The organism is Tildeniella sp. (assembly GCF_059505325.1).
Genome location: NZ_JCACKI010000053.1, coordinates 215724 through 240037, shown reverse-complemented (window position 1 = coordinate 240037; position 24314 = coordinate 215724). Strand labels below are relative to the sequence as shown.

20 protein-coding genes and 1 pseudogene are annotated in these 24314 nt (G+C 51.1%); 12 read left to right on the top strand and 9 right to left on the bottom strand.

Features of this window, described 5'->3' with window-relative positions:
- Window positions 1-149: 149 nt before the first annotated feature.
- Entirely contained in the window at window positions 150-902 is a 753-nt protein-coding gene (gene grpE / locus AC5JO6_RS19525; RefSeq protein ID WP_496082716.1) for a nucleotide exchange factor GrpE, read from the bottom strand.
- Between the two features lie 632 nt (window positions 903-1534).
- On the opposite strand from grpE, the gene AC5JO6_RS19520 reads away from it, so the two are divergent.
- The 4 genes from AC5JO6_RS19520 to AC5JO6_RS19505 all read left to right on the top strand — a co-directional run bounded on the left by AC5JO6_RS19520 (window position 1535) and on the right by AC5JO6_RS19505 (window position 6924).
- A complete protein-coding gene (locus AC5JO6_RS19520) occupies window positions 1535-3535 on the top strand; it encodes a GspE/PulE family protein (protein ID WP_496082715.1) in 2001 nt (666 codons plus the stop codon).
- Between the two features lie 181 nt (window positions 3536-3716).
- Window positions 3717-4829 carry a type IV pilus twitching motility protein PilT gene (locus tag AC5JO6_RS19515; RefSeq protein ID WP_496082714.1) on the top strand — a complete coding sequence of 371 codons (1113 nt, stop codon included), beginning with the start codon at window positions 3717-3719 and terminating at the stop codon, window positions 4827-4829.
- A 260-nt stretch (window positions 4830-5089) separates the two neighbouring features.
- Window positions 5090-6313, top strand: a complete 1224-nt coding sequence (locus tag AC5JO6_RS19510; RefSeq protein WP_496082713.1) for a type II secretion system F family protein — start codon at window positions 5090-5092, stop codon at window positions 6311-6313.
- A 20-nt stretch (window positions 6314-6333) separates the two neighbouring features.
- Window positions 6334-6924 (top strand): hypothetical protein, encoded by a 591-nt coding sequence (locus tag AC5JO6_RS19505; protein ID WP_496082712.1) that lies wholly within the window; start codon window positions 6334-6336, stop codon window positions 6922-6924.
- Between the two features lie 165 nt (window positions 6925-7089).
- Here AC5JO6_RS19505 and AC5JO6_RS19500 read toward each other — a convergent pair whose 3' ends face one another.
- Complete coding sequence (locus tag AC5JO6_RS19500) at window positions 7090-9519, bottom strand: CHASE2 domain-containing protein (protein WP_496082711.1); 2430 nt, start codon at window positions 9517-9519, stop codon at window positions 7090-7092.
- 336 nt (window positions 9520-9855) lie between these two features.
- Between AC5JO6_RS19500 and AC5JO6_RS19495 the strand changes: the two genes are divergently transcribed.
- From AC5JO6_RS19495 to msrA, 3 genes are all read left to right on the top strand, one after another.
- The gene (locus AC5JO6_RS19495) at window positions 9856-10650 is read left to right on the top strand and encodes a pseudouridine synthase (RefSeq protein ID WP_496082710.1); all 795 of its coding nucleotides are present in this window, start codon (window positions 9856-9858) and stop codon (window positions 10648-10650) included.
- Window positions 10647-11501: a helix-turn-helix domain-containing protein gene (locus tag AC5JO6_RS19490; RefSeq protein ID WP_496082709.1), complete on the top strand. Its 855-nt coding sequence runs from the start codon at window positions 10647-10649 to the stop codon at window positions 11499-11501. Before AC5JO6_RS19495 ends, AC5JO6_RS19490 begins: the two co-directional genes overlap by 4 nt.
- 285 nt (window positions 11502-11786) lie before the next feature.
- On the top strand, window positions 11787-12443 hold the full coding sequence (gene msrA, locus AC5JO6_RS19485; RefSeq protein WP_496082708.1) for a peptide-methionine (S)-S-oxide reductase MsrA: 657 nt from the start codon (window positions 11787-11789) through the stop codon (window positions 12441-12443).
- A gap of 303 nt (window positions 12444-12746) precedes the next feature.
- Here msrA and AC5JO6_RS19480 read toward each other — a convergent pair whose 3' ends face one another.
- Window positions 12747-13568 carry a transglutaminase family protein gene (locus tag AC5JO6_RS19480; protein WP_496082707.1) on the bottom strand — a complete coding sequence of 274 codons (822 nt, stop codon included), beginning with the start codon at window positions 13566-13568 and terminating at the stop codon, window positions 12747-12749.
- A 12-nt stretch (window positions 13569-13580) separates the two neighbouring features.
- Window positions 13581-14111 carry a peptidoglycan-binding domain-containing protein gene (locus tag AC5JO6_RS19475; protein ID WP_496082706.1) on the bottom strand — a complete coding sequence of 177 codons (531 nt, stop codon included), beginning with the start codon at window positions 14109-14111 and terminating at the stop codon, window positions 13581-13583.
- 441 nt (window positions 14112-14552) lie between these two features.
- Between AC5JO6_RS19475 and AC5JO6_RS19470 the strand changes: the two genes are divergently transcribed.
- The 3 genes from AC5JO6_RS19470 (at window position 14553) to AC5JO6_RS19460 (ending at window position 17221) form a co-directional block, all read left to right on the top strand.
- Window positions 14553-15386 (top strand): carbonic anhydrase, encoded by an 834-nt coding sequence (locus AC5JO6_RS19470; RefSeq protein ID WP_496082705.1) that lies wholly within the window; start codon window positions 14553-14555, stop codon window positions 15384-15386.
- Between the two features lie 365 nt (window positions 15387-15751).
- Entirely contained in the window at window positions 15752-16279 is a 528-nt protein-coding gene (locus tag AC5JO6_RS19465; RefSeq protein ID WP_496082704.1) for a hypothetical protein, read from the top strand.
- Window positions 16280-16333: 54 nt separating this feature from the next.
- Window positions 16334-17221 carry a hypothetical protein gene (locus AC5JO6_RS19460; protein ID WP_496082703.1) on the top strand — a complete coding sequence of 296 codons (888 nt, stop codon included), beginning with the start codon at window positions 16334-16336 and terminating at the stop codon, window positions 17219-17221.
- A 208-nt stretch (window positions 17222-17429) separates the two neighbouring features.
- On the opposite strand, the gene AC5JO6_RS19455 is transcribed toward AC5JO6_RS19460, so the two are convergent.
- The 4 genes from AC5JO6_RS19455 to AC5JO6_RS19440 form a co-directional block, all read right to left on the bottom strand.
- The gene (locus AC5JO6_RS19455; RefSeq protein WP_496082702.1) at window positions 17430-17606 is read right to left on the bottom strand and encodes a hypothetical protein; all 177 of its coding nucleotides are present in this window, start codon (window positions 17604-17606) and stop codon (window positions 17430-17432) included.
- Window positions 17607-17726: 120 nt separating this feature from the next.
- The gene (locus AC5JO6_RS19450; protein WP_496082813.1) at window positions 17727-19397 is read right to left on the bottom strand and encodes a diflavin flavoprotein; all 1671 of its coding nucleotides are present in this window, start codon (window positions 19395-19397) and stop codon (window positions 17727-17729) included.
- Between the two features lie 343 nt (window positions 19398-19740).
- Window positions 19741-20028, bottom strand: coding sequence for a hypothetical protein (locus AC5JO6_RS19445; RefSeq protein WP_496082701.1), 288 nt, complete (start codon window positions 20026-20028; stop codon window positions 19741-19743).
- A 97-nt stretch (window positions 20029-20125) separates the two neighbouring features.
- Window positions 20126-21871, bottom strand: a complete 1746-nt coding sequence (locus AC5JO6_RS19440; RefSeq protein WP_496082700.1) for a diflavin flavoprotein — start codon at window positions 21869-21871, stop codon at window positions 20126-20128.
- 324 nt (window positions 21872-22195) lie between these two features.
- Here AC5JO6_RS19440 and AC5JO6_RS19435 point away from each other — a divergent pair.
- Window positions 22196-23053, top strand: a pseudogene (locus AC5JO6_RS19435) (Tab2/Atab2 family RNA-binding protein); the annotation flags it as partial.
- Window positions 23054-23088: 35 nt separating this feature from the next.
- Here AC5JO6_RS19435 and AC5JO6_RS19430 read toward each other — a convergent pair.
- Window positions 23089-23232, bottom strand: coding sequence for a hypothetical protein (locus AC5JO6_RS19430; RefSeq protein ID WP_496082699.1), 144 nt, complete (start codon window positions 23230-23232; stop codon window positions 23089-23091).
- 109 nt (window positions 23233-23341) lie between these two features.
- Between AC5JO6_RS19430 and AC5JO6_RS19425 the strand changes: the two genes are divergently transcribed.
- A complete protein-coding gene (locus tag AC5JO6_RS19425) occupies window positions 23342-24310 on the top strand; it encodes a sodium-dependent bicarbonate transport family permease (RefSeq protein ID WP_496082698.1) in 969 nt (322 codons plus the stop codon).
- Window positions 24311-24314 lie beyond the last annotated feature (4 nt).

Sequence of the window (24314 nt, the reverse complement as noted above, 5' to 3'; positions counted from 1 at the left end):
GTGGCGGTAAAATACGTGAAGTGAGTTTCGATGCTTAGATTATCGATGAACGTTGCTGAGCAACGATGTCTTACAGTGGTTACACCGCTCAACGGTTCTGCTTCCAAGCATTCCCAAATTAGCTTTGGAATTAAACGTATCCGGCAAAATTAGTTTTCTGCACCGCTCTGATCAGCCTCCTCCGAGGTTATCACGGGCTCTGGGGCAGCAGCAACTTTTACCAGTGCATGGCGAAGCACGCGATCGCCGAGTAGATAGCCACGCACCAGTTCCTCCATAACCGTACCTTCGGGGTGTTCGTCCGTTGGCTGCCGCATGACCGCTTCATGCAGGCTGGGGTCAAACTCTTTGCCCTCAGAGCGCATGGGTGCAACGCCAATGCGTTTCAAACAATCAACCAATTGCTTGTAAACGCTCTGATAACTTTTGTGAATCGTTGTTTCTTGCTCCGTTTGAGGCTTAATGTGCGATCGTGCCCGCTCAAAGTTATCCACCACGGGTAATAGCTCGTTGATGGTCGAGCACTTTACTTGCAGTTCTAAGTCCTCACGTTCTCGTTGAGTGCGTTTGCGGTAGTTGTCAAAGTCAGCCGCAATCCGCACACACTGGTTGGAACGTTCTTCTAGCTGAGACTTGAGAAGTTTAATCTCATTGTCCTTTTCTGCCAGTACCGCCACCGGATCAGCTATTCCTGGTGCTTGATCAACAACGACTTCTGGCACGTCGGTAAAGGGCATTGTCCCCTCGCTATCACTCAAGGGAGCCGCTGATGGTACATCGATCGTTGGCTCTCCGGCAAAGCCACCCTCTAGCGAAGCAGCATCCGCTGCGTTCAAAGGACTCTCTGAGGAGCCAGATGCTGAACTTTGTACGTTCTCATACTGATTTTCTTCGTCAATCATCGCGCTTTCATCCCAATCCTCAAGACTGCTTGTTGGCTACCAGATTTATCCTATACGTTTTGAGAATGAAGCGACGGCGAGAATCCATCACTAGCGCTTAGCTAAACCTGCGATCGCTCCTGACATCATGCCGCGCCGCAGGATGACGTAAGCTCCTACCGAGCATAAAGCTAGCCGAACGCACTACTGGTCGTTATGCAGCCGCTTGAGTGAACAAACTGATCCAAACGTCTGACGAACTGAGCCGTAGGGGCTATGATTTGGAACAGTAAAGGTTAAGCTGAGCCATCTCGCTAAGACTTAGCGAGATAAAACTTGCCTATGTAAGCGATCGCTGACATTACGTGTCGGAAGCTAAAAGGCACAATTTTGATGGAATCATCATGAGTGAAGTTTATCGCTCATCGTCTTATGCTAATGGCTGATTACTGACTGCACGACACTCATTTCAACTTGCATAGGTTGTAGCTCGATCAGATTGAACTTGATTGTGTTGAACTTAATCACGCCAGGTGAAGCTGTGCTTAGTCTGCTTTATCGAGCAATTTTTGTCGAAAGCAAGTATTACTTAGCGATTTCTTGTAGCTTTTTGGGCATATTTCAGTAAACCAGAAGACCCTCTTCAACCCGCTATGACTAACTCCTCTTCTCAACGTCGTGCGCTCGTCGTCCAGAATAACTTCTCTCCGTTTGGCAACAAGCTAGTTCAGTCTGGCTATGTCAACAACTCTCAGATGCAGCAGGCTCTCATCGAAAGCCGCAAGTCTGGTAGAGCGCTGATCGACGTATTGGAGTCCCTCACAGGGCAACAGCTGCCGCCTGATCTGCTTCGTCAGTACAAAAAGCAGCAGCTCTTTGAGTTGAAGATTCTTTATGGTGTTGAATCACTTGATCCCGAAGTCAGCCAGATTACAAGCACTCAAGTCAGTGAGTTGATTGATACACTCATTCCGATCGACCTCTGTCGCCGCTACAGTCTTGTTCCTCTCTCCAAAAGCGATAACCAGCCGCCCTTTGTGCTGGTTGCCATGGTCGATCCAGATAATCTACAAGCACAGGATGACCTGAACCGTCGATTGCGTCCTCAAGGGTTGGCGCTCCAGCGGCTCGTGATTACGGTAGAAGATTATCGCCGCCTGATCAATCAGTACCTGGACGAAAAAGAGAAGCGCGAGAAGCAGCTTGAAGACCAGTCAAAAGTTGATGTCAACAAAGATCTTGAAGGGCTGGGCTATCTCGATTTGCAAGATGCGCCCGAAGACAACGATGCCAACCTTGATGTTGCTGACGCAGAAGCTGCACCCGTTATTGCCCTCGTCAACAAGATTATGATTAGAGCCTTGCAAGAAGGTGTTTCTGACATTCACATTGAGCCGCAAGAAGAATTTCTGCGCGTACGGTTTCGCAAAGATGGAGTCTTGCGAGAACCCTTCCCCGAACCGTTTCCTAAAAAGATCATTCCATCGGTGACGGCTCGCTTCAAAATTATTGCTCAACTTGATATTGCCGAGCGTCGAGCACCCCAAGACGGACGGATTCGGCGCATCTATGACGGTCGCAAAGTCGATTTTCGGGTCAACACGCTACCCAGTCGCTATGGTGAAAAGGTCGTGCTGCGGATTCTGGACAACTCTGCTACACAGCTAGGGTTAGACAAACTAATCACCGATCCAGAATCGCTCCAAATCGTACAAGATATGGTACGGCGACCCTTCGGTTTGATTTTGGTAACGGGTCCAACCGGGTCTGGTAAAACAACGACGCTCTACTCGGCGCTGGCTGAGCGGAATGATCCAGGGGTCAATATCAGCACAGCCGAAGATCCCATTGAGTACTCGCTGCCCGGTTTAACTCAGGTACAGGTGATCCGCGAGAAAGGTATGGACTTCGCCGCCATCCTGAGAGCCTTTCTGCGTCAAGATCCAGATGTGATTCTGGTGGGTGAAACCCGTGACCGTGAAACAGCTAAGACCGCTATCGAAGCTGCCCTTACGGGACACCTGGTACTGACAACTCTTCATACCAACGATGCCGCAGGGGCGATCGCTCGTCTGGATGAAATGGGCGTGGAACCGTTCATGGTTTCCGGTGCGCTGCTGGGTGTCGTCGCGCAACGCTTGATGCGACGCGTTTGCAGTGAATGCTGTACAGCCTATACGCCTTCCAGAGAAGAGTTGGCACGCTTTGGTTTATCGGCTTCCCGCGATGGTGAGTTGACCCTGTACAAGGCTAATACGCTACAGCCCAATGAGATTCAGGAAGCGCGATCGAAAAAGGAACTGTGTGCAAAGTGTGGGGGCGCTGGTTACAAAGGACGCTGCGGTGTCTATGAGGTAATGCGCGTGACTGAACGCCTGCAAAATTTGATTGCACAGGGCGCTCCCACCGAGTCGATCAAAGAAATTGCGGTAGAAGAAGGTATGCAAACGCTGTTAGCGTATAGCCTGAACCTGGTGCGTACTGGTCAAACCACGCTTGAAGAAGTTGAGCGCGTTACCTTTACAGACACCGGTTTAGAATCTGAACTGAGAGCCAAGCGCAAAACCTCGTTGAGTTGCCGCATCTGTAGCGCCGATCTCAAGCAAGAGTGGATCGATTGCCCTTACTGCATGACCCCACGCTTCCAGGATTAAGCCGCCGCTGCGTTCTGGCTGATGGTAACCGAAAACCGATCGCTTTAATCTTGACGGTTCAAGCACAATGAATGGGTAGACTAGATTGCTAGTTGTTTGCACTGCTTGAATGAGCGATCGCGTCCTAACCAACCACACACGATCGGCAAATCGCTAACCATTCCTCAAAGGAGCAAGCCTCATGGAGTTGATGATTGAAGACCTGATGGAGCAGTTGATTGAAATGGGCGGCTCCGACCTGCACTTAACCGCTGGTCTGCCCCCTTACTTTCGCATCAGCGGTCACTTGCAGCCGATCGGCGACCAGTCACTCACCGCTGAAGAATGTCAGCGACTGATCTTCAGTATGCTCAACAACACGCAGCGTAAAAACCTGGAGCAAAACTGGGAGCTTGACTGCTCCTATGGCGTACGAGGCTTAGCCCGCTTCCGTGTCAACGTCTACAAAGACCGGGGCACCTACGCCGCTTGCCTCAGAGCACTCAGCTCCAAAATCCCTAACTTTGAGAAACTCGGTCTGCCCGATGTCGTCCGCGATATGACCGAGAAGCCCAGAGGACTGATTCTGGTGACTGGACCGACTGGTTCAGGTAAAACCACAACCCTGGCTGCTATGATCGACCTGATCAATCGCACCCGTGCCGAACATATTTTGACGATCGAAGACCCGATCGAATTTGTCTACGAACCCATCAAAAGTCTGGTACACCAGCGGCAGTTGGGTGAAGACACCAAAAGTTTTGCCAACGCGCTCAAAGCCGCTCTGCGTGAAGATCCTGACATCGTACTTGTGGGTGAGATGCGCGACCTGGAAACGATCTCCCTCGCCATCTCTGCGGCTGAAACGGGACACCTGGTCTTTGGTACCCTGCATACCAGTTCAGCCTCTCAAACTGTTGACCGGATGATCGACGTGTTTCCCTCCGAGCGGCAGACCCAGGTAAGAGTCCAGTTGTCCAACTCGCTAGTCGCGGTCTTTAGCCAAACCCTCGTACCCAAGAAGAACCCCAAACCAGGCGAATATGGGCGAGTAATGGCACAGGAAATTATGATCATCACGCCTGCCATCTCTAACCTGATTCGAGAAGGCAAAACGGCTCAGATCTACTCAGCGATTCAAACGGGTGGCAAGCTCGGTATGCAAACTCTAGAAAAGGTGCTTGCTGATCAGTACAAAGCGGGTCTGATTTCCTTTGAAGCCGCGATGTCGAAAACATCCCGCCCCGATGAAATTCAGCGGCTCATTGGCGGAGCGACTGCGGGTGCAGCGACTGCAGGTGCGGTCAAGCGCTAGACGGTTTTTCTGTCGTTGGATTGGTTGACATCTTCTTAGCGGCAGTACAATCGAGTATCCTCTGTTGCATTAGAGATCGATCGCGTTACCAATCTGCAATGATCACAGCTGATTGGTTGACCAACGGTTAGCGTTTGATTGGCAAGAGTAAAAAAGACGCTCACCGTCATCTCATCTTTCAAAACTTCCAACATGCTATCTGTGTGTTAGAAGTTCGTAGGGCTTCTCGGTTCACTCCTTCTTCCATTCTGGTACCCACCATGCCTACCTTCGTTGCTCGTGTTCAAGATGTAAAAGGGAACGCCAAGAAAGAAAAAATCGTTGCCGAAACTATTAGCGATGCCCGTACTGCCCTGCGTGAACGGGGTCTCTTTATTCAAGACCTGAAACAGGACGAAGGGCTGTCTTTGAACTTCGACATGAAGAAGCTTCAAACGTCGATGGCAAAGGTGACGGTCAAAGATAAGGCTGTGTTCTCACGACAGTTTGCTGTGCTAGTAAGTGCTGGTGTGGCAATGGTTAGAGGGCTTGGTGTGTTATCTGAGCAATGCACCAACCCCAAATTCAAAGCAGCGCTGTTGGAAATCAGCTCTGATGTCCAGCAGGGGATGAACCTTTCCGATGCGATGCGCAAGCATCCGAGCTGTTTTGATAACCTGTATGTCGCCATGATTCAAGCAGGCAAAGTGGGCGGGGTGCTGGATGAAGTACTAAATCGTTTGGCAAAACTGCTGGAAGATGTCGCCCGCTTACAGAACCAGATTAAGGCGGCACTCTCTTATCCCGTTGTGGTAGGCGTGCTGGCGACAATCATTTTTGTAGCGATGACGGTGTTTCTGCTGCCTGTGTTTGCGAACATTTTTGAGGATATTGGGGTCGAGTTGCCGCTGTTTACGCGGGCAATGATGGGCATTAGTGAGTTTCTCCGCAGCCCCAAGGTACTCATTCTGTTCATCATTATTCCTGCATGTATTTTTGCCTACAATCAGTACTACAAAACACGGGTCGGGCGCGAGACGATCGATCGCCTTTCCTTGAAAGTGCCTCTCTTCGGCGATTTGATTCAGAAGACGGCGACTGCCCGCTTTTGCCGTACGTTTGGTTCGTTAACGCGATCGGGTGTGCCGATTCTGACGTGTTTGGAGATTGTGCGTGATACAGCGGGCAATCAAATCATTGCCAATGCGGTTGATGAAGCACGACGCGAGATTCAAACAGGTGGCATGATTAGCATTGCGCTCCAGCGAGAGCAGGTTTTCCCACTGATGGCGATTCAGATGATTAGCATTGGTGAAGAAACAGGTGAAATCGATCAGATGCTCATGAAGGTGGCGGATTTTTATGAGGACGAGGTGGAGCAAGCGGTGAAGGCGCTAACCAGCATCATGGAGCCGATTATGATCCTCTTCCTGGGCGGTATGGTGGGTTCGATTCTGCTGTCGATGTATCTGCCAATGTTTGCGGTGTTTGAGAAACTGGGTTAAGCCCGATCGTCAGCGAACGTATGTCTATTAACCGAACTCACTACGAAGCAGTTTTGGCTGAGTGTTGTGATGCGCTAGGGGCGATCGCCCTACTCAAGCAGTATCGCCCTTACCTGGAACTGCTTCCCAGTATGCGTCGTCCCGATGAGAGCTTGATTACGATTCCGCTGCCGATCGTCAAGTTTCGTCATGCCGCCTCTCCCAGCGGATCGGGTGGCACAGGTACTGAAGCGCTGTGTTTACCATGCGATCTGGCGATTCTGATGTGCGATCCAGAATGGAAGATTAAAACTGGTGTCGAGGTTTTCGTCTTTATCCACCGACCCGGAGAAGACTTCTCTGATTTGCTCAGTCGATGGCGACAAACACAGGTTGTGCTCAGTCGTGGCTATGAGTGGGATCTGCCATTGCGCTACAAGCATATTCTGAGCGAAGGGGCTGACAACACTTACCCCTTGTTTGTAGTGTTTGAAGAGACACCAGAGCGCATAAAACGTGGGCTAAAAGGTGCCTTTCTGCCGTTTGTGGTGCAGCAAGCCTGCGACATTGCCGTGGAAGAGACGATCGAACCAACCGTTGAGGTTGTGTCTGTCGATGATGCTGGCTCCTAACGGCTAGGGCGTGTTTTAAAACCCTCGAAAGCCCCCAACCCCCAAACTTGGGGGCTTACAAACCAGCTTCAAAGTCCCCCAGAATTGGGGGATTGAGGGGGCAGAAGTTCTCGGTAACAAAGCAATTAGGAGTTTTAAAACACTGCCTAGGCTTAGACAGCTTGACTAGCGATCGGATTGCGTGTCGTGATCAGGCGCAGCCTCCGTAGTGGGTAGATAAGCATTGAGATCACCAAAGGTTTTGGGCCAAGGTTGAGTGGATGCTGCGATCGGTGAATCAACATCAGCATCAAGCTGCGGCGACTCATCAATGTCTAGGATGGCTGGCGTAAAAGCAACGTTCCCTAAATTTTGCAGCGCCTGTAGCGCCTCCGTAGCAGACTGGTAACGTTTCCTAAAGTCATAGCGCACCATTTTGCTGAGCACTTCTGCAAACGCATAACTGACCTGCGCTCGGTGTCTCCAGGGAATCTCACCCGTGTTTTTATCCTGAGTGAGTTGATTGGGCGACAAGCCAGTCAGCGCTTGAATGCCTGTCATGCCAACCGCATAAACATCACTATTAAAACGGGGATTACCCGCACACTGTTCGTTAGGCATATAGCCCTGAGTGCCAATGCCAACGGTAAAGCCAGTGCGCCGATCGTCTTCCGTCAACTGGCTGATTTCTTTGACAGCTCCAAAGTCGATCAGGACGAGTTTGCCATCAGAGCGACGGCGGATAACGTTGTTCGGTTTGATATCTCGGTGGATGACATGATGACTATGGACAAACTCCAGAATTGTCAGCAATTCTTGCACGATCGCTACCACTCTAAATTCAGGCACCTGCTTGCCTAGCGATAATTCACTACTCAGCGGTTGCCCTGGAATAAACTCTTGAACCAGGTAAAATTCTTGATCTTCCTCAAAATACGCCAGCAATTGCGGAATTTGCTTGTGTTTGCCCAGTTTTTCGAGCGTTTCTGCCTCTTGCTGAAACAAGCGCCGCGCCAGTTGAAACAATTTAGGGTTATTACTGTTGGGGCGAAGCTGCTTGACAACACAGGCTGGGTTACCCGGTCGCTGAGTATCTTCAGCGATATACGTTTCGCCGAAACCACCAGAGCCAAGCACTTTTCTAATGGTGTAGCGCCCCATCAGCTTCTTCCCAAACATCTCTTGCTCCCGGTATTCCGGCAGCAGATCTTTTAGATCATCTTGCTCACTTTTACTAATGATTTCTTGAATCAGCGGTGAACCTGCATAGTCTTTGATCGTACGGCGCAGCTTGAATTTTTCGCTGGCAATGCCAAGAAAGAGGTAGGCAGTTCCACTAAGCGCGATCGCGCTCATTGGTACAGCGGCAGGTAGGATCAGCCGCTGCTGAGTAAAGACAATATAAGTAACGCCGCCCCAAAGCAGCATCAGACCCATTGCTACTGCAAAACGCCGTAAAGCACGCTTTGTCCTGCTTTGAAGGAAGCCTGCTGCCACCACCACAACGAACACAAAGACTCCCTGGAGTGGTGCGCTAGTGATGCCATCAGCAATTGATTGATTGTCTAGAAGGGTCGCGATCGCATTCGCATTCACTTCTACCCCAGACATGAGCTGACCATACAAAGGGCTACCGGAAAAAGGAGCCGCATGAAAGTCTTGTGACAGCTTGAAGGTGGGACCAACGAGCACAATTTTGTCTTTGAACGCACCGCGTTTTGCAAGCGTCTGCCAATTACCAGGATCAAGCACGTGCCAAAAGGCTATCTGCTCAAACGTGCCAGCGGGACCGTAGAAAAAGATATTCTCGCCTCGTGGTGCCGGATACCTTAGCTGAGAGGAGCGCATTGCCGCTTCTGCAAAGGATGGCATCACAGTCTGGGAACCGATTAACCACTCTTGAGGTGGCTTTGAGAGGTTTGTCTGAGCCATTTGTTGCGTAAACCGACTGCCCAGTAGATGAATCCGGCTGTTTGGCTCAACGAGGTAGTTAATGGAGCCAACAGACATCGGTTTGGTCTGGAACAGGTCGTGCGGTCCCAGTAGCTGCGTCAGAATGCCTTGAGCGGTGTTTGTATCCTCATATTGAGCCGCTAAGGTCACGCGTCCTGCATAGCGCTGTAACGCCTGCTGCAACGCCCGATCGCCCTCAGGGTCGCTGCTGGGGGAATCAAAAATCAAATCGATCGCCACCGATCGCGCACCAGCCGCCATTAATTGATCGATCGCCCGTGCATAGGCTGCCCGGTTCCAGGGCCAAGTCTGCAAGGGCTTCAAGAACGCATATTTTTTTTGGTCGATCGGATAAACTTTCTTCCCTTGCGAAAGAGAATCTTCGTCGATCGCCAGGATAACTACTGCTTGCGGTGGTTTGACTGGACCGCGCAACTCAAAAAAGAGGGTCTGTACCTGACGCTCCAGCAGTTGAGACAGGTTCGATTGGCTGGCAGTCAGTAGCGCTGCTGCGATCGCCACTGCCCCCACGGCAAGATGCCCAAAGCCAGTCGCTTTTGGAGCGTGTAAGCGCGATTTCAGCGTGTTCGTCAGGCGTTTGGTCGTAGAAGGAGTCTTAACCGTCAGCGGTTCTGTTTGAGGCAGCGGCAGATTCTTAGACATCTTCAGGTTTACGTAGGGAACTTTCAATCAACGCACCCGACTGCTGATGTATGAGATAGACCTTCACTACGACCTATCTTAAGCGATTGCCAAGGATAAGAAAGCCTCCCAGTTCTAAGGCACAAAAGGCTGTTGGCTCTACTCACGTTTCATCATTCTACTCACAGCGTAAGACAGGATGTTGAGTTGCCACAGATGAGAATGAGAATGAGGAAAAATAGACTCATATCACGTTAGTCTTAATTTTTCCTAGTATAGTGATGAAGTTCTTGGCTTTCGCTGCTGGTCAGACACCTTTCCGTGCCCCTGCCTTGCTTCATCAACCTGACTTTGAGTATGGATGAACGGTTACAAAAGCTATTGTCTCAATGGGGTATTGCGTCGCGTCGTCAAGCGGAGCAGATGATTCTGGCTGGACGGGTACAACTTAATGGCACGATCGCTCAGCTTGGGCAAAAAGCAAACCCTATTGTTGATCAAATTGCCGTTGATGGCGTTTTCATACAGCCCGCCGATCGCCCTACATCAATTTATCTTTTGCTCCACAAGCCTGCGGGTGTGCTTTCCACCTGTACCGATCCCTGGCAACGTCCAACAGTGCTTGATCTGCTGCCAGACTCCCTCAAAGAGGGTCACGGCGTTCATCCAGTCGGGCGTTTAGATGCAGAGTCTACAGGAGCGCTCCTGCTGACTAATGATGGAGCTTTGACCTTTTATCTCACCCATCCCCGACACCACATCCCCAAAACGTATGAAGTCTGGGTTGAGGGTTGCCCTGATGAGTCAGTGTTACAGCAATGGCGGCAAGGAGTCCTGTTATCTGGTCGCCGTACATTACCAACTAACGTCACTGTGCTGGAACAATCTCCACATCGTAAAACACTATTGCGGATCGTTTTGACAGAGGGCAGAAATCGCCAAATTCGTCGTATTGCCGAACAGTTAGGGTATCCAGTACTACAGTTGCACCGGACGGCGATCGGTACGATTCAACTGCAAGCTCCGGGCGCAGCGATTCTGCCAAGTGGTCAATATCGTCCGTTGAAAGATACAGAGATTACCTTCTTGAACGCTCAACTTGACCTACCATCAAAGAGGGAGACTGCGACGCGCGAGGAGTACAGCCGATGATTAACCAAATGGTTCAAATTAACCCAGAGCAGGCGCTAAGGCTCAAAGAGCTGGGCTATCAGTTGCAGCAGTTTCGTCAAAAGCAGCGGATTTCGCTGGAAACAGTTGCCAAAAAAACGTTGATTCCAGTCCGTCTGCTGGCTGCGATCGAAACTGGAGACATTGATCAATTGCCTGAGCCTGTTTATGTACAGGGGTTTATTCGCCGTTATGCTGACGCGATCGGGATCGATGGAGTAGAGCTGGCGAATGCGTTTCCCGCCCAAACGGACTTAAGAGCGTCCAAAGCCTCCTGGCGAGGTACCGTGCAGGCACAGTTGCGACCATTGCATCTCTATCTGATCTATATGGTGCTGGTAATTAGCGCAGTGAGTGGGCTGTCTTATCTGCTAAACCGCTCGTCAACCCCACAGTTGAGTGGTCTCGATAAAACCAACACTGGGACGATCGCCCCGATACCCAAAGAAGCCGCTACCGTCACGCAGCCTAGTGCCTCCTCTTTACTAGCGAGCAAGCAGCCAGACGTTGCGCCCGTCTTACCCACTCAGCAAAAGTCTGTCCGCATTGGTGTGACGATGACTGCGCAATCCTGGGTGCGCATCGTTGTTGATGGCAAGACTGAGTTTGAAGGCGTGTTGTCCGAGGGTACCCAGCGCGCTTGGGAAGCGAATAAGCAGCTCATCTTGCGTGCGGGCAATGCGGGGGGGATCATGGTTAGCCTGAACGATAGTGCAGCAAAGCGGTTAGGAGAGCCAGGTGCTGTGGAAGAGGTTACCTTTGGAGCGAATGCTAAAGCAGCGCAGGTATCACCGTCTGAGACTCTAACGGCATCAAGCTCAAATTCGTTTTAGAACGCCGTGGGACAATGATGTGACAAAGCACTGTAGAGCTGCTTTTTGATGATCGTGTGCAGAATCATGTCTTTGAGGTTCACGTCAGCCATCCAGGTGTGACTTCAAGGCTTGCAGGTGTTTTTGATGGCTTCCGACTCATTTTCTAGCCCTTCTTGCTAATTACCCTTACACGTGGACGGTAAACCGAGCGTATGGGCGGTAAACCGACGATCGCAGCCATTCAAGCAGCAAGTTACTATAAAGAAAGGTAAAACTGTTAATCAGAAATCGGAGTTAAACCTTATGGCAATCTTTGGATTGGGCAAAAAGCTCAGCCTACCGACTCCTGAAGAAGCGTTGCCAGGACGGACAGAGCCTCTACCCGTTCCTGCCAAGCACTTTGTCAATGGTAATCCGCTCAAACCGCCGTATCCCGATGGTTCTGAGGTGGCTATGTTTGGCTTAGGCTGTTTTTGGGGTGCAGAACGTAAATTTTGGCAGCAAGACGGCGTTTTTTCCACGGCTGTTGGCTATGCAGCCGGGGTCACACCCAACCCGACTTATCAGGAAGTTTGTTCGGGCAGGACAGGACACAATGAGGTCGTGCAGGTTGTTTTTGATCCTAAAGTGGTCAGCTACGAAACGCTACTCAAAGTTTTCTGGGAAAGCCACAACCCAACGCAAGGGATGAAACAAGGCAACGATACAGGCACTCAGTATCGTTCTGGCATTTATGTGCATTCTGACGCGCAGCGAGAGCTGGCAGAAGCGTCACGTGTTGCTTATCAGCAGGCGTTGAATGCTTCAGGCTACGGCGAGATCACCACTGAGATCATTGATGCACCGACGTTCTATTACGCCGAAGGCTATCATCAGCAGTATCTTGCTAAGAATCCAGGTGGCTATTGCGGGTTAGGCGGGACAAACGTTGCTTGCCCGATCGGTGTAGCGACTGCATAGAGGTGGTCAATCGCTAGGGGCTGTCATCAATTACAACTACACATGACTTGCAGCAAGGGTTCCAGCCCCTAGCCCGGTGTGTTAGGACGGGCGCGATCAGGCTGATACCGCAAGGTTTTGGAGCGAATTGATGATGCGCCCTAGTGCTGCGTCACAGCTTAATTCTAGGGTAGATGGTTTTGGTCAGGCTTGCTGGACAGATGTTTCAGAGATCACTAACCCTAGTTTTTAGAGTTGACGCAGCAATAGCTTGCAAGCTAGAGACTAAGATCAGCAACACTAGATCATTATTTTTTGTGAGCACTACTGGGAGTCAGAATCTTGGGTTTGCTGAGTAGGCTCAGTTTGGATAGCCTTCACCCAAACCTGCATCTGATTGAGCGTGAGCGGTCCGTACTGAGTGGCTAAGGCGACATCAGCGGCATCACGTCCGTAGGCGATCGCAATCCTATGACCGCGTGGTTCTGCCTGCGTCGCGTCAAAGGTAAACCAGCGATCGCCCACATAGGCTTCAAACCAGGCATGTAGATCCATTGGATCAAGCCGATACAGGTATCCCACAACCATGCGTGCTGGAATACTGAAACTGCGGCAGAGAGCGATCCCCAAATGAGCAAAATCGCGGCAAACGCCTACTTTCTTGGCGGCAGTATCAACGGCTGATGTAGACGAGTCACTGGTGCCATACTGATACGTCACATTGGTGTGAATCCAGTGGCGAATTGCTTCGACTTGTGTGTAACCTGGCGGACAATCGCCAACAATCTGACTGGCTAAAGCACCGAGACGATCGGCTTCGCAGTAGCGGCTGGGCAGCAAAAATTGCAGAACCGTTTCGGGTAAATCTTGCACGGGGACATACGGAGCCGTCAGCTCTACGTCGATCGTGGCAGCAGCCTCGACACAGGCAGTTGTGTAGACGCGGAAGTGCCCTTCAGGAACGACTAACCGCTGACACAAATTACCGTAGCTGTCCGTATATTCGACCACTGGAGTCACTGGCTCTAGCGTATACTCTTCGCGCAGAACCCACTGCCCCGCGCCGCTGCGAGGTCGCAACATTAAAATCAGCGGCGTTAGTGCTGTTGCTTCAAACACAAGCTCACAGCCAGCTTCTAGTCGCATCAATCCCTCTCTCTACCACCATTTGCGATTGTCCCAAAACCACTGTCGCTGTTTTTGACGAGTGCCTGTGAGTGGTTTGCCACGGAGCAATGCCCAAGTGACCGCATCAATCACACCCTCCGCTTTAAGTTTGTGCTGTTGCTGGAAATCAACAATACACGCCTGCGTTTGAGGGCAAAAAATGCCGTTGCGATCGATGTCGTACCCATTCACCCGTAGCAGTCCCTGCAATTCCGCCACATCCGCCCCTGTATGTCCCCGCCTGAGCAGACGGCTTCCAGGTCGAATGGCTGTTTTCAATACTCTCCACGTTTTAGGTCCAACACAGCCATCAATCCGTAAACCATGCTGCCGTTGGAATGCTTTGACGGCTGCCTCAGTTAAGTAGCCAAAATTGCCATCCACTCGCAGCTTAGAAAAGCCATGTGCAATTAACAATTCCTGCAACTCAGCGACAGTTGAACTGATCGTCCACGGGTGTAGCGTCGGTCCAATGATGGCGGCAGCGGTAGTTGTGTTTTCAGCCCGTGAATGAGATTCCACGATCGATCGCTCCTGCTTTGTGCTCCTGATAAGCTGAATGAGTCGCTTACCGCTTTGAGTTTCTTGTTTTATCTCATAACCCTATCAAGGTTTCACTATATCGACAGCAATAATGGCGACAAAGGTTTAGACTAAGGGACAGCTATCAATCGTGATGCGATCAGTCCATGCAATGATGGCAAGGGTCGCACTAACCCAAACGCCTATTTAAAGGTTTTGGCTTAAGCAATGGCAATGGAGCTGTACCAGCGGCGATCGCTCTTTACCAATGACCTGTAGAAGCGTGTAGCCCCTCTTAGTCTTGGCGATAGTTTCATGATGCTCATAATGATGTCAAAACTCTGTCACCATTTCACTGCATGAGGTTGCACCTTGATAGAGGATGAAGTCAAAAATCCGATCGCAAACAGCACCTCAACAAGTGAGCAAGGGCTTAGTTCGATGAAAAAGTTAGTGAGAGGGTTACGAGAGTTCCGTGCAACGTACTTCTCGACCCACCGAGAGTTATTTGAGCAGCTTTCACACAAGCAGAAGCCAAGAGTTTTGTTCATTACGTGCTCAGACTCCCGTATTGACCCAACTCTCATTACCCAGGCTAAGCCCGGTGAGCTGTTTGTCATTCGTAACGCTGGCAACATCATTCCACCGTTTGGTGCCACCAATGGCGGTGAAGGTGCCACTGTTGAGTATGCTATTCATGCGCTGGGCATTGAACAAATTGTGGTGTGTGGGCATTCTCACTGTGGTGCCATGAAAGGGCTGCTACAACTGGGTAAGTTGGAAGAAGAAATGCCGCTTGTCTACGACTGGCTGAGACATGCTGAGGCGACTCGTCGCTTGGTAAGGGAAAACTACGATGAGTATGAAGGTGAGGAACTGCTAGAGATTACGATCGCCGAAAACGTTTTGACGCAGATCGAAAACCTTCAGACCTATCCGGTCATTCACTCCAGACTCTATCAAGGGCGGCTTAAAATCTACGGTTGGGTCTACCACATTGAAACAGGTGAAGTCTTTGCCTATGACGCAACCGACCATCACTATGTACCGCTCCCTCAAATTTTTGGGGACGATCAGGAAACATCTGGAAAATCTACGGGTAGCTTTCCGTCACCCGTTGCCTGTGAATTACCCCAGCGCTTTAAAGGCGCTGTAGCCAGCACGAATGGACAGGCTCAGCAGCCTCAGCCTCAGGGTGCTCAAGAGTTAGCAGCAGAATTTCGGCTGTCCCCTGAACAGGCAGAGCGCATCTACCGGGGGTCGAAGGGGAGATGAGCGCGATCGCGCCTGTAGCAAGCTGCTGTCGCAACGCCATTTTCAACGAGTTTGAAGAAAATCTGCGTTCGTGAAGCGATTGAAAAGAACACGCTAATCTTGAGGCATGGCAGGACATTTTCGCTGCCTGCTTTTGGAGATGGACAAACGAGTTTTAACGCGATGTGCAACTAATTCGCCCTCATCCCCACCCTTCTCCCCAGGGAGAAGGGCTTCCAGACCGTTCCGGTTCCCTCTCCCATCGGGAGAGGGCTAGGGTGAGGGCAGTTTTGGCAGGTATTTTAGGAAAGTCGCACATCGCGTAGTTTTAGACTTGGTGAAGTCCAGTTTCATTCATCACACATCGCACAATCAAGGAGAGAGGCATGACTGTTTTCAACTGGCGCAGGGCGATCGCGCCGCTCGTGTTGTCCGTATTGCTCTTGGTCACAGGCTGTAGCGCTAAAGAGCCGTCGCCATACGCTCAAGCGCAGCAAGAAAGTACTCAGAAAGGTGCTCAACCTGCCGTTGCTAAAAATGCAACCCAGGGCAGCAGCTTTAATAAATTCTTTCCCAAGCCCGGTGATGGGTATGAGCGAGTTTTCACACAAGAGAAAAAAGGCTTTGCCGAAGCGAAGCTGAAGAAGGGCGGCAAAGATCTGGCGATGCTGGCGATTTCGGATGCGACGGCTGATGTCACGGCTGGTATAAGCGCGACAAAGAAGTTTGAGAAGAGCACGACCAAAATTGCGAGTTACCCAGCCGTCGATGTGGGTACGACGCAAACCGCCGTTCTGGTTGCCGATCGCTATCAGGTGAAAGTGTTATCGCGTAACCCAACCTTTACTAAAGCCGATCGTCAGGCATGGCTGCAACGGTTTGATCTGGCTGGATTAGCAAGACTGAAGAAATAAGCGGTAATCAACATCCCACAAAGCACTGTTTTGTAAGCAATCTACTTTTAACTTATGAGCAAATCCATTTTTGAATTGGTTGATGGGCTACCCACTGGTGGCGTTACCGTCATGGCGTTGCGATCGCTTGATTTCGCAGTGCCAGGGCAGTGGCAGAATCTGACTGGCTTCACCAACACCATTCGTGAAGTCACTGGTGAAACGGATGAAGCGTTGGTGCAGCAAATCGGTGAACGCGCCGTCTATCTGTTCAACGACAAGACTCAGGGCTATCAGCGTGCTCTCTGGCTTTACCAGACGGTAGACAGTGCCTCTGGCGCACTGGGAGCCGCCGCCATGGCAAATAAAGTGGGGCAGGACATCTCCTTTCTCGGCTTTTTAGGCAATCTCACTCCGAAGCCGGAGAAAGCGCAGAGCATTGACTTAACCGTAAAGCTGGTCGTCGAGTTGGTCGCCTTCTGCCAGATCAATGGCATTCCAGGCGACAGCATTGGCGACTTCCTGGCAGCGCTGGGCGATTATGGTGGCGAATCCTTAATGCGGATGGCAGCTTTAGTTTGCTTCGATGGGTTGATTCCGCTGGGTCCTGACTTTATTTTGAAAGGGCTATCCACCATTCAAGGGCTATCGCCTAAAGAACTGGAGAGCAACCAGACGTTCAAAGGCGTGAGTGACCTCATTCCAGGTGGAGACTCGGCTGGCAAGCTAGGGTTCATCAACCAGAGCTTTGATTCAGTGAAGGGCTGGATGAGCGACTTTGTTTCGTCCCGTGGACTGACTCAAGATAATGTGCTGGACAACCTCACCAAGTTTGTTGAAGTATCCAAAGATAAGCTCGACTACGTGGGCGCGTTTCTCGACATCTCAGTGAATTACTATACTCATACAGGCACCCAAACGCTAGCTCGTCGTCTAATTGAGCGTGCTGTAGCGGAAATTTAAGCGCGATCGCCAACTCGGAGTAGGGCGTTGCAGAATACATGTATGAATTGCCCTCATCCCCAACCCTTCTCCCCAAGGAGAAGGGAGCAGAGACGCTTGTCCCCTCGCCCTTTGGGAGAGGGCTAGGGTGAGGGCAACCCAAGCGCTTCATACCCAGATCCAGCAACGCCCGGAGTAGAGACGTTAGCTGTAATGTCTCTACTTCTGGCTATTTTATGCGCCAGCCTAATTGTTCTAAAGCTTGGCGCTGTCCGCAAATAACGGTATTCGTTGACGGGCAAAAGATAATTGCGTTCTCGTTGCTGTCGATCGTACGAATATAGCAGTCGGCTAACTTGGTGCCGTGACGATCGCACACAACCGTCTGTCCAATTTTCCACTTCATCACAATGCGTCGGATCTCACTTCCCTTACAGTAAGGCAAAGCATGTTTAGAGAACATCCTGCGCTCATCACCCGACTGGGTGAATGTTTCGTGTCGGCGCTTGACGCGATCCTTTCCTCGTTAAAGCTGAAGGGCTGATTTGCGGTGGTTAACGGCAGTTACGCCCGCTGAGTCCAATACCTTGCCTTGCTCGACCACGGCATAGAGCAGCCAATGGTCGCCGCATTCCATGCGGTTCTGCACAGTGCATTCTAGATAAGCGAGCGCTTCGGTGAGTATGGGGCAGCCATTGGTTGCCGTCTCAGTGGCGATCGTCGCAAACGGGTCATCGCCCAGGCTGGGTGGTTTAAGAAAGTGTCGCCGGAGATTTTTGCCCTGCTTGAGAATATTGAGCACAAACGGTTCGCCTGTGCGCGAGAGCAGATCGGCAGTCTGAGCTTTGGCGATCGCAATTGTTAACCCTGGCGGGTTGAAGCTTGCCTGCGAAACCCAGGAAGTGAGGAAACCTAGTCGGGCATCGTCTTGTTTAGCGGTGAGGACGCAGAGCGAACCTGTCACCCGTCCAACCGCCTGTCCCGTGCGATCGGTTTGCACCTCCGCCGTATTTTGGTAGGGTGCCCGAATTCGTTTTTCTTTGCGGAGGCTCTGAGCAAACTCAGTCCCTGCGGCTTCGCACTGTTGCAACGTCTCGTCTGTCGGCTTGAACTTAATTCGCAGTGTGTCAAAGCCCAGACGATAACCAGAGTCTTTGAGCTTTTCTTCAATTTGATCAACCGCTTCGCCACTCCAGCCGTAGGAGCCAAACACACCAGCCAGAAGCGTCCTTGGAGCCGTAGACAGAATAATACCCAGAGCGGTCTGAATTTGCGTTGGTGCATGACCGCCCAGCGTTGGTGAGCCAATGATAAACCCGTCGCATTGCTCAATCAGGCTGGTTAGCGCGGCAGTGTCGGCAAACTCACAGTTCACACTCTCAACATTTACGCCTGTTTGGGCAATGCCTTTGGCGATCGCCTGCCCGATCGCTGCCGTATTGCCATAAGCAGAGGCATAGAGCAACGCCACCGTCAGATCCTTTGTTTGCTGCTGTTGGCTCCACTCGCGGTAATCATAGGTCAAACGGCTAAGGCTGTAGCGCACCATTGGTCCATGACCGGGGGCATAGAGTTTTACCTTGGCAAAAGTTGCAAACTTATCTAATGCCGCCTCAACCTGGCGAGTTTGAGCGGCGTGTAAACAATCAAAATAGTAGTGCCGATCCTCATCCAACTGCTTCCAGTTCTCATCCAGTACGGGTTCATCGCAGATGTGAGCACCGAAAAATTTGTCGGTAAACAGAATGCGTGTGGCAGGGTCGTAGGTACAAAGGGCATCATGCCAGCGGGGTGTGGGCACAAACACAAAGCGAAGTTCGTGTCCCTGACCGAGATCAAGCACCTCGTCTCCGCGAATGGGTTTGATCTCTGCGTCGCCTTCTACCCAAACCGCACGCAATGAGATCGCCGCTGGTTTCGAGCAAATTACCGTTGCCTGTGGTGCCAAAGCGAGCAGTTTCCTGAGCGTGACGATGCGGTTGGGGTTCACATGTCCCACAATCACATAGTCGAGTTGGGATAGATCCGTGCGTTGCTGCAACGCAGCGAGAAAAATCTCCGTAAACGATTCGCCTGGCGGATCAAGCAGCGCCGTTTTATCTGCCTGAATCAAATAGGCATTGGCTGTCGTGCCCTTTTGCCGCCCATACTCCACCTCAAATTTGAGTCGATCCCAGGTGCGCGATCGCAGCACCATCGTTCCCTCGCCAATTTCCGCTACCTGTACATCGCGGGGTCGAGACACAACAGGTGGCACAGCGTCAATCGTGGCATCTGCTTCAGTCTCTACGTCTGCGATCGCCTCATGCACATCCGTTTCCCGCAAGGCATCAGGGGACGGATTAAACGGTTTAAAGAAGTTAGAAAAGGCTTTGAAGAACGGATTAGACGAAGACATGGTAGAAGTTGGGGATGAAGGAAACGAGCTGATAATGTGCTAGACCACGATGCAACATTAACGCATCACTCAAAAACTCTAGTGGGGATATTTAGCTCAAACATTGGCGATCGCGCAGTCTAGTAACATGCTGAGTCTCCAATTACGGCACCCAGATGCTCTCAGCCCAAATTTCCTCACTTCCTTCGGGAAGGTCTAGAGGTTGTTCTGACTCGGTAAAGAAAATAAGTCCCTTGTAACTTGAAAGATACTCATAAATATTTCCAAAAAAGCCACCAGTTGCACAAATTACAAGTGGCTCTTGTTGACGCTGTAGAACGTTTAGAAAATTCTCAGGTGTTACCTTCACAATCGCCCCAGAGGCGTTAAGTGCTCTTGCACGTGCTGCTGCGGCTGCACCTGCTGCGGCTGCGCCTGAGCTATAAGTCATAACTCACCTCCATTTTTTGTGGTTAGTTCATCTATCAGCAAGGCTGTGTATCGAGGATTTACTGCTAATTCTCTTAGAGCTTTTACACGTAACAGCTCTAGTAATGGTTGCCCACTTTCCGATGATGCACTGCCGTTAGCCCATCCTGGTTGGATAGTCGTCCTGCGTCGATCGTGCTGTACACAATCCAATGGTCGCTGCACTCCAGGCGACTGGTTACTTCGCACTCCAGATACGCCAATGCCTCTGCCAGAATCGGTGAGCCATTGGTGGCAGGATAGGTTTTGATGCCAACAAAGCGATCGGCACCCGGCGCAAAGCGTTTCAGAAAATGCCGCATTAAGGGCTGGTAGTTGCCTTCTTCGAGAATGTTGAGCACAAAGCGATCGCCCACGTGCATAAAGGATTCGATCGCCCGATCTTTGGCAACCGCGATTGTAATGCCCAATGGCTCGACGCTTGCTTGAGCAACCCAGGAAGCAAGCATGGCGCTGGACGCTGTACCCTTTTGAGCTGTGATGATGTAAAGCCCGCCGCTCAGTCGTCCCAGCGCTTTATCTAAATCGCCATCCAGAGATTTCATTTGCTTGATCGTGCGATCGCGGGTCAGCCATTGTCCCAGGTCAGTGCCCGCTTCATCGCAGAGTTGGTAGACTGCCTCAGTGGGTGCCTCCTTCACCAAAATGGGTGGAAAGGCTTCGGTCAGCCCGACATCTTGCAGCTTGTTTCGCAGTAGATGAACGGAATCATCATCGCCGCCCCCGCTTTCAAAAAGACCGAATGACTGTTTCGCATGGGTTGCAGCTAGAATCGTTCCCAGAGACGCTTTCGCTGTGGGCGCGAAGTCACCGGACTGGGGCGGCATTGCAATGACCACACCAGAGGCAAGGCTAACCAGTTCCCGGATTTCGTGAGGTTCTGCCGTGCGGAGATCCATCTGTTCAACGGCAACACCTGTTTTGAAGATGCCCTGGACGATCGCGTGTGCCAACCGCTCCGCTTCGCCGTAGTCCGAAACGTAGAATAGCGCTACCGTTGTAACGGCTTTTGCCTGTTCTTGACTCCAGGTACGATAGCGTCCGACGAGTTCATCCAGGTTAGATTGCAAGAGAGGACCATGCCCGGTGGCAATTGTCACTACACCCGGCAGATCGCCCATGCGCTTGAGGGCAGACAGCACCGATCGCGCATTGGGACCCATTAAGCAGTCGTAGTAGTAGCGAAAATCGTGTTCGATGAGTTCCAAATCTTCATCAAAGGTGGAATCATCGCAATAGTGCATCCCAAACGCGTCGCAGGTAAACAGCACTTGCGTTTGGTGATCGTAGGTAAAGATGGTGTCGGGCCAGTGCAGATTGGGTGCAGACACAAACTCCAGGATATGACCGTTGCCAAGATCGAGGCGATCGCCATTCTTCACCAGCTTGCGCTCAAACGGCTGATGCACCAGATCTTCGAGAAACTGGATTGCTACTTTTGCGCCCACAACCGTTGCATGCGGAGCCAGTTTCAAAATGTCTGCTACTAAACCGCTGTGATCCGGCTCCGTATGGCTAATGATTAAATAATCAATGTCAGTGGGATCAATCAGCCCCTTTAACGTATCCAGGTAGAGTCGTCGAAACTTTTCGTGGGAGGTGTCAACCAGAGCCACCTTTTCACCACGAATCAGAAACGAGTTGTAGGTCGTACCGTTGTTAAGCGCGAACTCAATATCAAAGCGCTCTCGATCCCAGTCAAGGCAGCGAATAGCAGTGGTATCCGTCTCGCTAACGCCGTCGGGATGTGCCAATGCGACGGTCTCAAGGGTCAATCGCTGAACCCGATCGGTGAGTGCTACCATACCTGCCTCTCTGTCTAACGACGTTTAGGTTTCTGTCACTTGCTACACCCCTATTATCAGTTGAGCGATCGCGATCTGTAAAGTTTTGTTAGGTAAACTTACTTATCAGCCCTGCTTATTACCAGCGTGTCTAGCAACCATGCAACTTCGCTCGAAGTAATGACTAATACGACGTGCGCTTTCATAGAATACTTGCTAAGCGCCCTCACCCTAGCCCTCTCCCAGCAGGAGAGGGAACCAGAAACGTCTGAAAGTCCTTCTCCCTGGGGAGAAGGGTTGGGATGAGAGCAAATTAGTTGCACATTGCGTTAACTAACAACTAAAAACCAACAACAACTAATGACCGTCTGGGAAATCGATTTTTACCGTCGTCCTTTACAAGATGAGGCTGGCAATCCGCTTTGGGAGCTGTTGATTTGCACTCCTACAGGAGATTTTCAGTATCAGGCGTTTTGTTCACAGGCAGAAGCGAGTGCAGGCTGGCTCGTCGCGCAGCTACAGATGCTTGTGGAGAAGGGGCATTCACTCCCCGATCGCATCCGCATCTTTCGACCGCAAACCTTTAACCTCATTGAACAGGTTGGAAAACAGCTTGAAATTGCTGTAGAGCCAACTCGCCGTACACCCACACTCAAGCGCTGGCTAGAAGAGAGAGCACGCCAATATTCCACGCTGGCAAGCTATACCAGACAACCCTATCAACCACTAGCGCTTGATAAACTGCCACCCGTGCCTCTGTCAGAAACACTGTGGGGCGATCGCTGGCGGTTTGCTGCCTTACCTGCTGCTGATCTGGTGAATGCGTTCAGCGATCGCATGATTCCGATTCTCGACCTGCCCGATTCGCTGTTACCGATCAACCTGGGGCTTGCGTCTACCGTGCCCATTCCCGGTGTGGTCATTGATGGGGGACGACAGGCAATGCGGTTAGCTCTCTGGCTACAACAGGCACAACCCGTCTCGCTCAGCCACATTCCCGGCGCACCGGATGGCTTAATTTTGGAGGCTGGCTTGGTCGATCGCTGGATTCTCACCACCTTTGAGGATGCCGAAGTTGCCGCTGCTGGACAAGCTTTTGAACGGCGTAAACAGCTCAGCCAAGGACTCCACTTCTTGCTGGTGCAACCTGATGATTCTGGTGTCACTTACAGCGGCTTCTGGCTGCTAAAGCCAGAGGACTAGCAGGATGAAGCGTGGCTCTGAAGCAACCCTGCACCTTACAATGATTCCTGGATGAGTAACCCAGTAGCTGGGTCAGTTCGCTCGAAAGCTGTGTTCTCGATCGCGCCTTCACTCGACACAACGACCAACGTGGTAACGGGTATTTTGGTCTGATGAGCCTCAAGCCACTGTCTTCTCATTGACACGGAGGACAGAACGCGATAAATCATGATTCAACCGTCATAACCAGTTTTCCACAATGCAACGTTTTTCAAACTTCAGGTTTTATCAACGCCCGGAGGCATGGACATGGATATCAGCTTGATTGTGTCCAACATTCTGAACCCACCGATCCTGTTTTTCTTTTTGGGAATGACGGCTGTTCTCGTCAAATCCGATTTGGAAATTCCTGCTCCTATCCCGAAACTCTTCTCGCTTTACCTGCTGCTTGCGATCGGCTTTAAGGGCGGGGTAGAGCTCATTAAAAGCGGTGTGACTCAGGAAGTCATTCTGACGCTTCTCGCAGCCATGTTGATGGCTTGTTTTGTGCCGCTGTACACTTTTTTCATTCTGAAGCTGAAGCTTGGCATTTACGATGCCGCAGCGATCGCCGCTACATACGGCTCCATCAGCGCCGTTACCTTCATTACAGCGAGTGCTTTCTTGACTGATCTTGGCATTGCGTTTGATGGCTACATGGTCGCAGCGCTGGCTCTGATGGAGTCTCCAGCAATCATTGTGGGGCTGATCCTGGTTAGTCTTTTTACTGTGGATGAGAAGCGCGAGTTTTCCTGGTCTGAGGTGCTGCAAGAAGCGTTTCTTAACAGTTCAGTCTTTTTGCTCGTGGGTAGCCTCATCATCGGTGTCCTAACGGGAGAGCGCGGATGGAAAGTTCTGGAACCCTTCACCCAAGGACTGTTCTATGGCATTTTGACCTTCTTTTTGCTCGATATGGGATTAGTCGCCGCCAGAAGAATTAAAGACTTACAAAAAACCGGCGTTTTCCTCGTCTCGTTTGCCATACTGATTCCTATACTCAATGCAGGTATTGGGGTGCTGATCGCTAGGCTCATTCACATGCCTCAGGGAAATGCACTCTTGTTCTCCGTCCTGTGCGCTAGCGCATCCTATATTGCTGTCCCAGCCGCGATACGAATGACGGTGCCTGAAGCGAATCCCAGCCTATACGTTTCGACTGCTCTAGCGGTGACGTTCCCATTCAATATCATTGTGGGAATTCCGCTTTATCTGTACGCAATTAACCTGTTGTGGAGGTAAGTGC

Excerpts from the sequence above, each read along its gene's own strand:
- grpE (WP_496082716.1), bottom strand. The coding sequence starts at position 902 with ATGATTGACGAAGAAAATCAGTATGAGAACGTACAAAGTTCAGCATCT.
- AC5JO6_RS19450 (WP_496082813.1), bottom strand. The coding sequence starts at position 19,397 with ATGGTGCTGCGATCGCGCACCTGGGATCGACTCAAATTTGAGGTGGAG.
- msrA (WP_496082708.1), top strand. The coding sequence starts at position 11,787 with ATGGCAATCTTTGGATTGGGCAAAAAGCTCAGCCTACCGACTCCTGAA.
- AC5JO6_RS19480 (WP_496082707.1), bottom strand. The coding sequence starts at position 13,568 with ATGCGACTAGAAGCTGGCTGTGAGCTTGTGTTTGAAGCAACAGCACTA.
- AC5JO6_RS19500 (WP_496082711.1), bottom strand. The coding sequence starts at position 9,519 with ATGTCTAAGAATCTGCCGCTGCCTCAAACAGAACCGCTGACGGTTAAG.
- AC5JO6_RS19520 (WP_496082715.1), top strand. The coding sequence starts at position 1,535 with ATGACTAACTCCTCTTCTCAACGTCGTGCGCTCGTCGTCCAGAATAAC.
- AC5JO6_RS19425 (WP_496082698.1), top strand. The coding sequence starts at position 23,342 with ATGGATATCAGCTTGATTGTGTCCAACATTCTGAACCCACCGATCCTG.
- AC5JO6_RS19515 (WP_496082714.1), top strand. The coding sequence starts at position 3,717 with ATGGAGTTGATGATTGAAGACCTGATGGAGCAGTTGATTGAAATGGGC.
- AC5JO6_RS19460 (WP_496082703.1), top strand. The coding sequence starts at position 16,334 with ATGAGCAAATCCATTTTTGAATTGGTTGATGGGCTACCCACTGGTGGC.
- AC5JO6_RS19505 (WP_496082712.1), top strand. The coding sequence starts at position 6,334 with ATGTCTATTAACCGAACTCACTACGAAGCAGTTTTGGCTGAGTGTTGT.
- AC5JO6_RS19510 (WP_496082713.1), top strand. The coding sequence starts at position 5,090 with ATGCCTACCTTCGTTGCTCGTGTTCAAGATGTAAAAGGGAACGCCAAG.
- AC5JO6_RS19445 (WP_496082701.1), bottom strand. The coding sequence starts at position 20,028 with ATGACTTATAGCTCAGGCGCAGCCGCAGCAGGTGCAGCCGCAGCAGCA.
- AC5JO6_RS19465 (WP_496082704.1), top strand. The coding sequence starts at position 15,752 with ATGACTGTTTTCAACTGGCGCAGGGCGATCGCGCCGCTCGTGTTGTCC.
- AC5JO6_RS19440 (WP_496082700.1), bottom strand. The coding sequence starts at position 21,871 with ATGGTAGCACTCACCGATCGGGTTCAGCGATTGACCCTTGAGACCGTC.
- AC5JO6_RS19495 (WP_496082710.1), top strand. The coding sequence starts at position 9,856 with ATGGATGAACGGTTACAAAAGCTATTGTCTCAATGGGGTATTGCGTCG.
- AC5JO6_RS19455 (WP_496082702.1), bottom strand. The coding sequence starts at position 17,606 with ATGAAGTGGAAAATTGGACAGACGGTTGTGTGCGATCGTCACGGCACC.
- AC5JO6_RS19430 (WP_496082699.1), bottom strand. The coding sequence starts at position 23,232 with ATGAGAAGACAGTGGCTTGAGGCTCATCAGACCAAAATACCCGTTACC.
- AC5JO6_RS19490 (WP_496082709.1), top strand. The coding sequence starts at position 10,647 with ATGATTAACCAAATGGTTCAAATTAACCCAGAGCAGGCGCTAAGGCTC.
- AC5JO6_RS19470 (WP_496082705.1), top strand. The coding sequence starts at position 14,553 with ATGAAAAAGTTAGTGAGAGGGTTACGAGAGTTCCGTGCAACGTACTTC.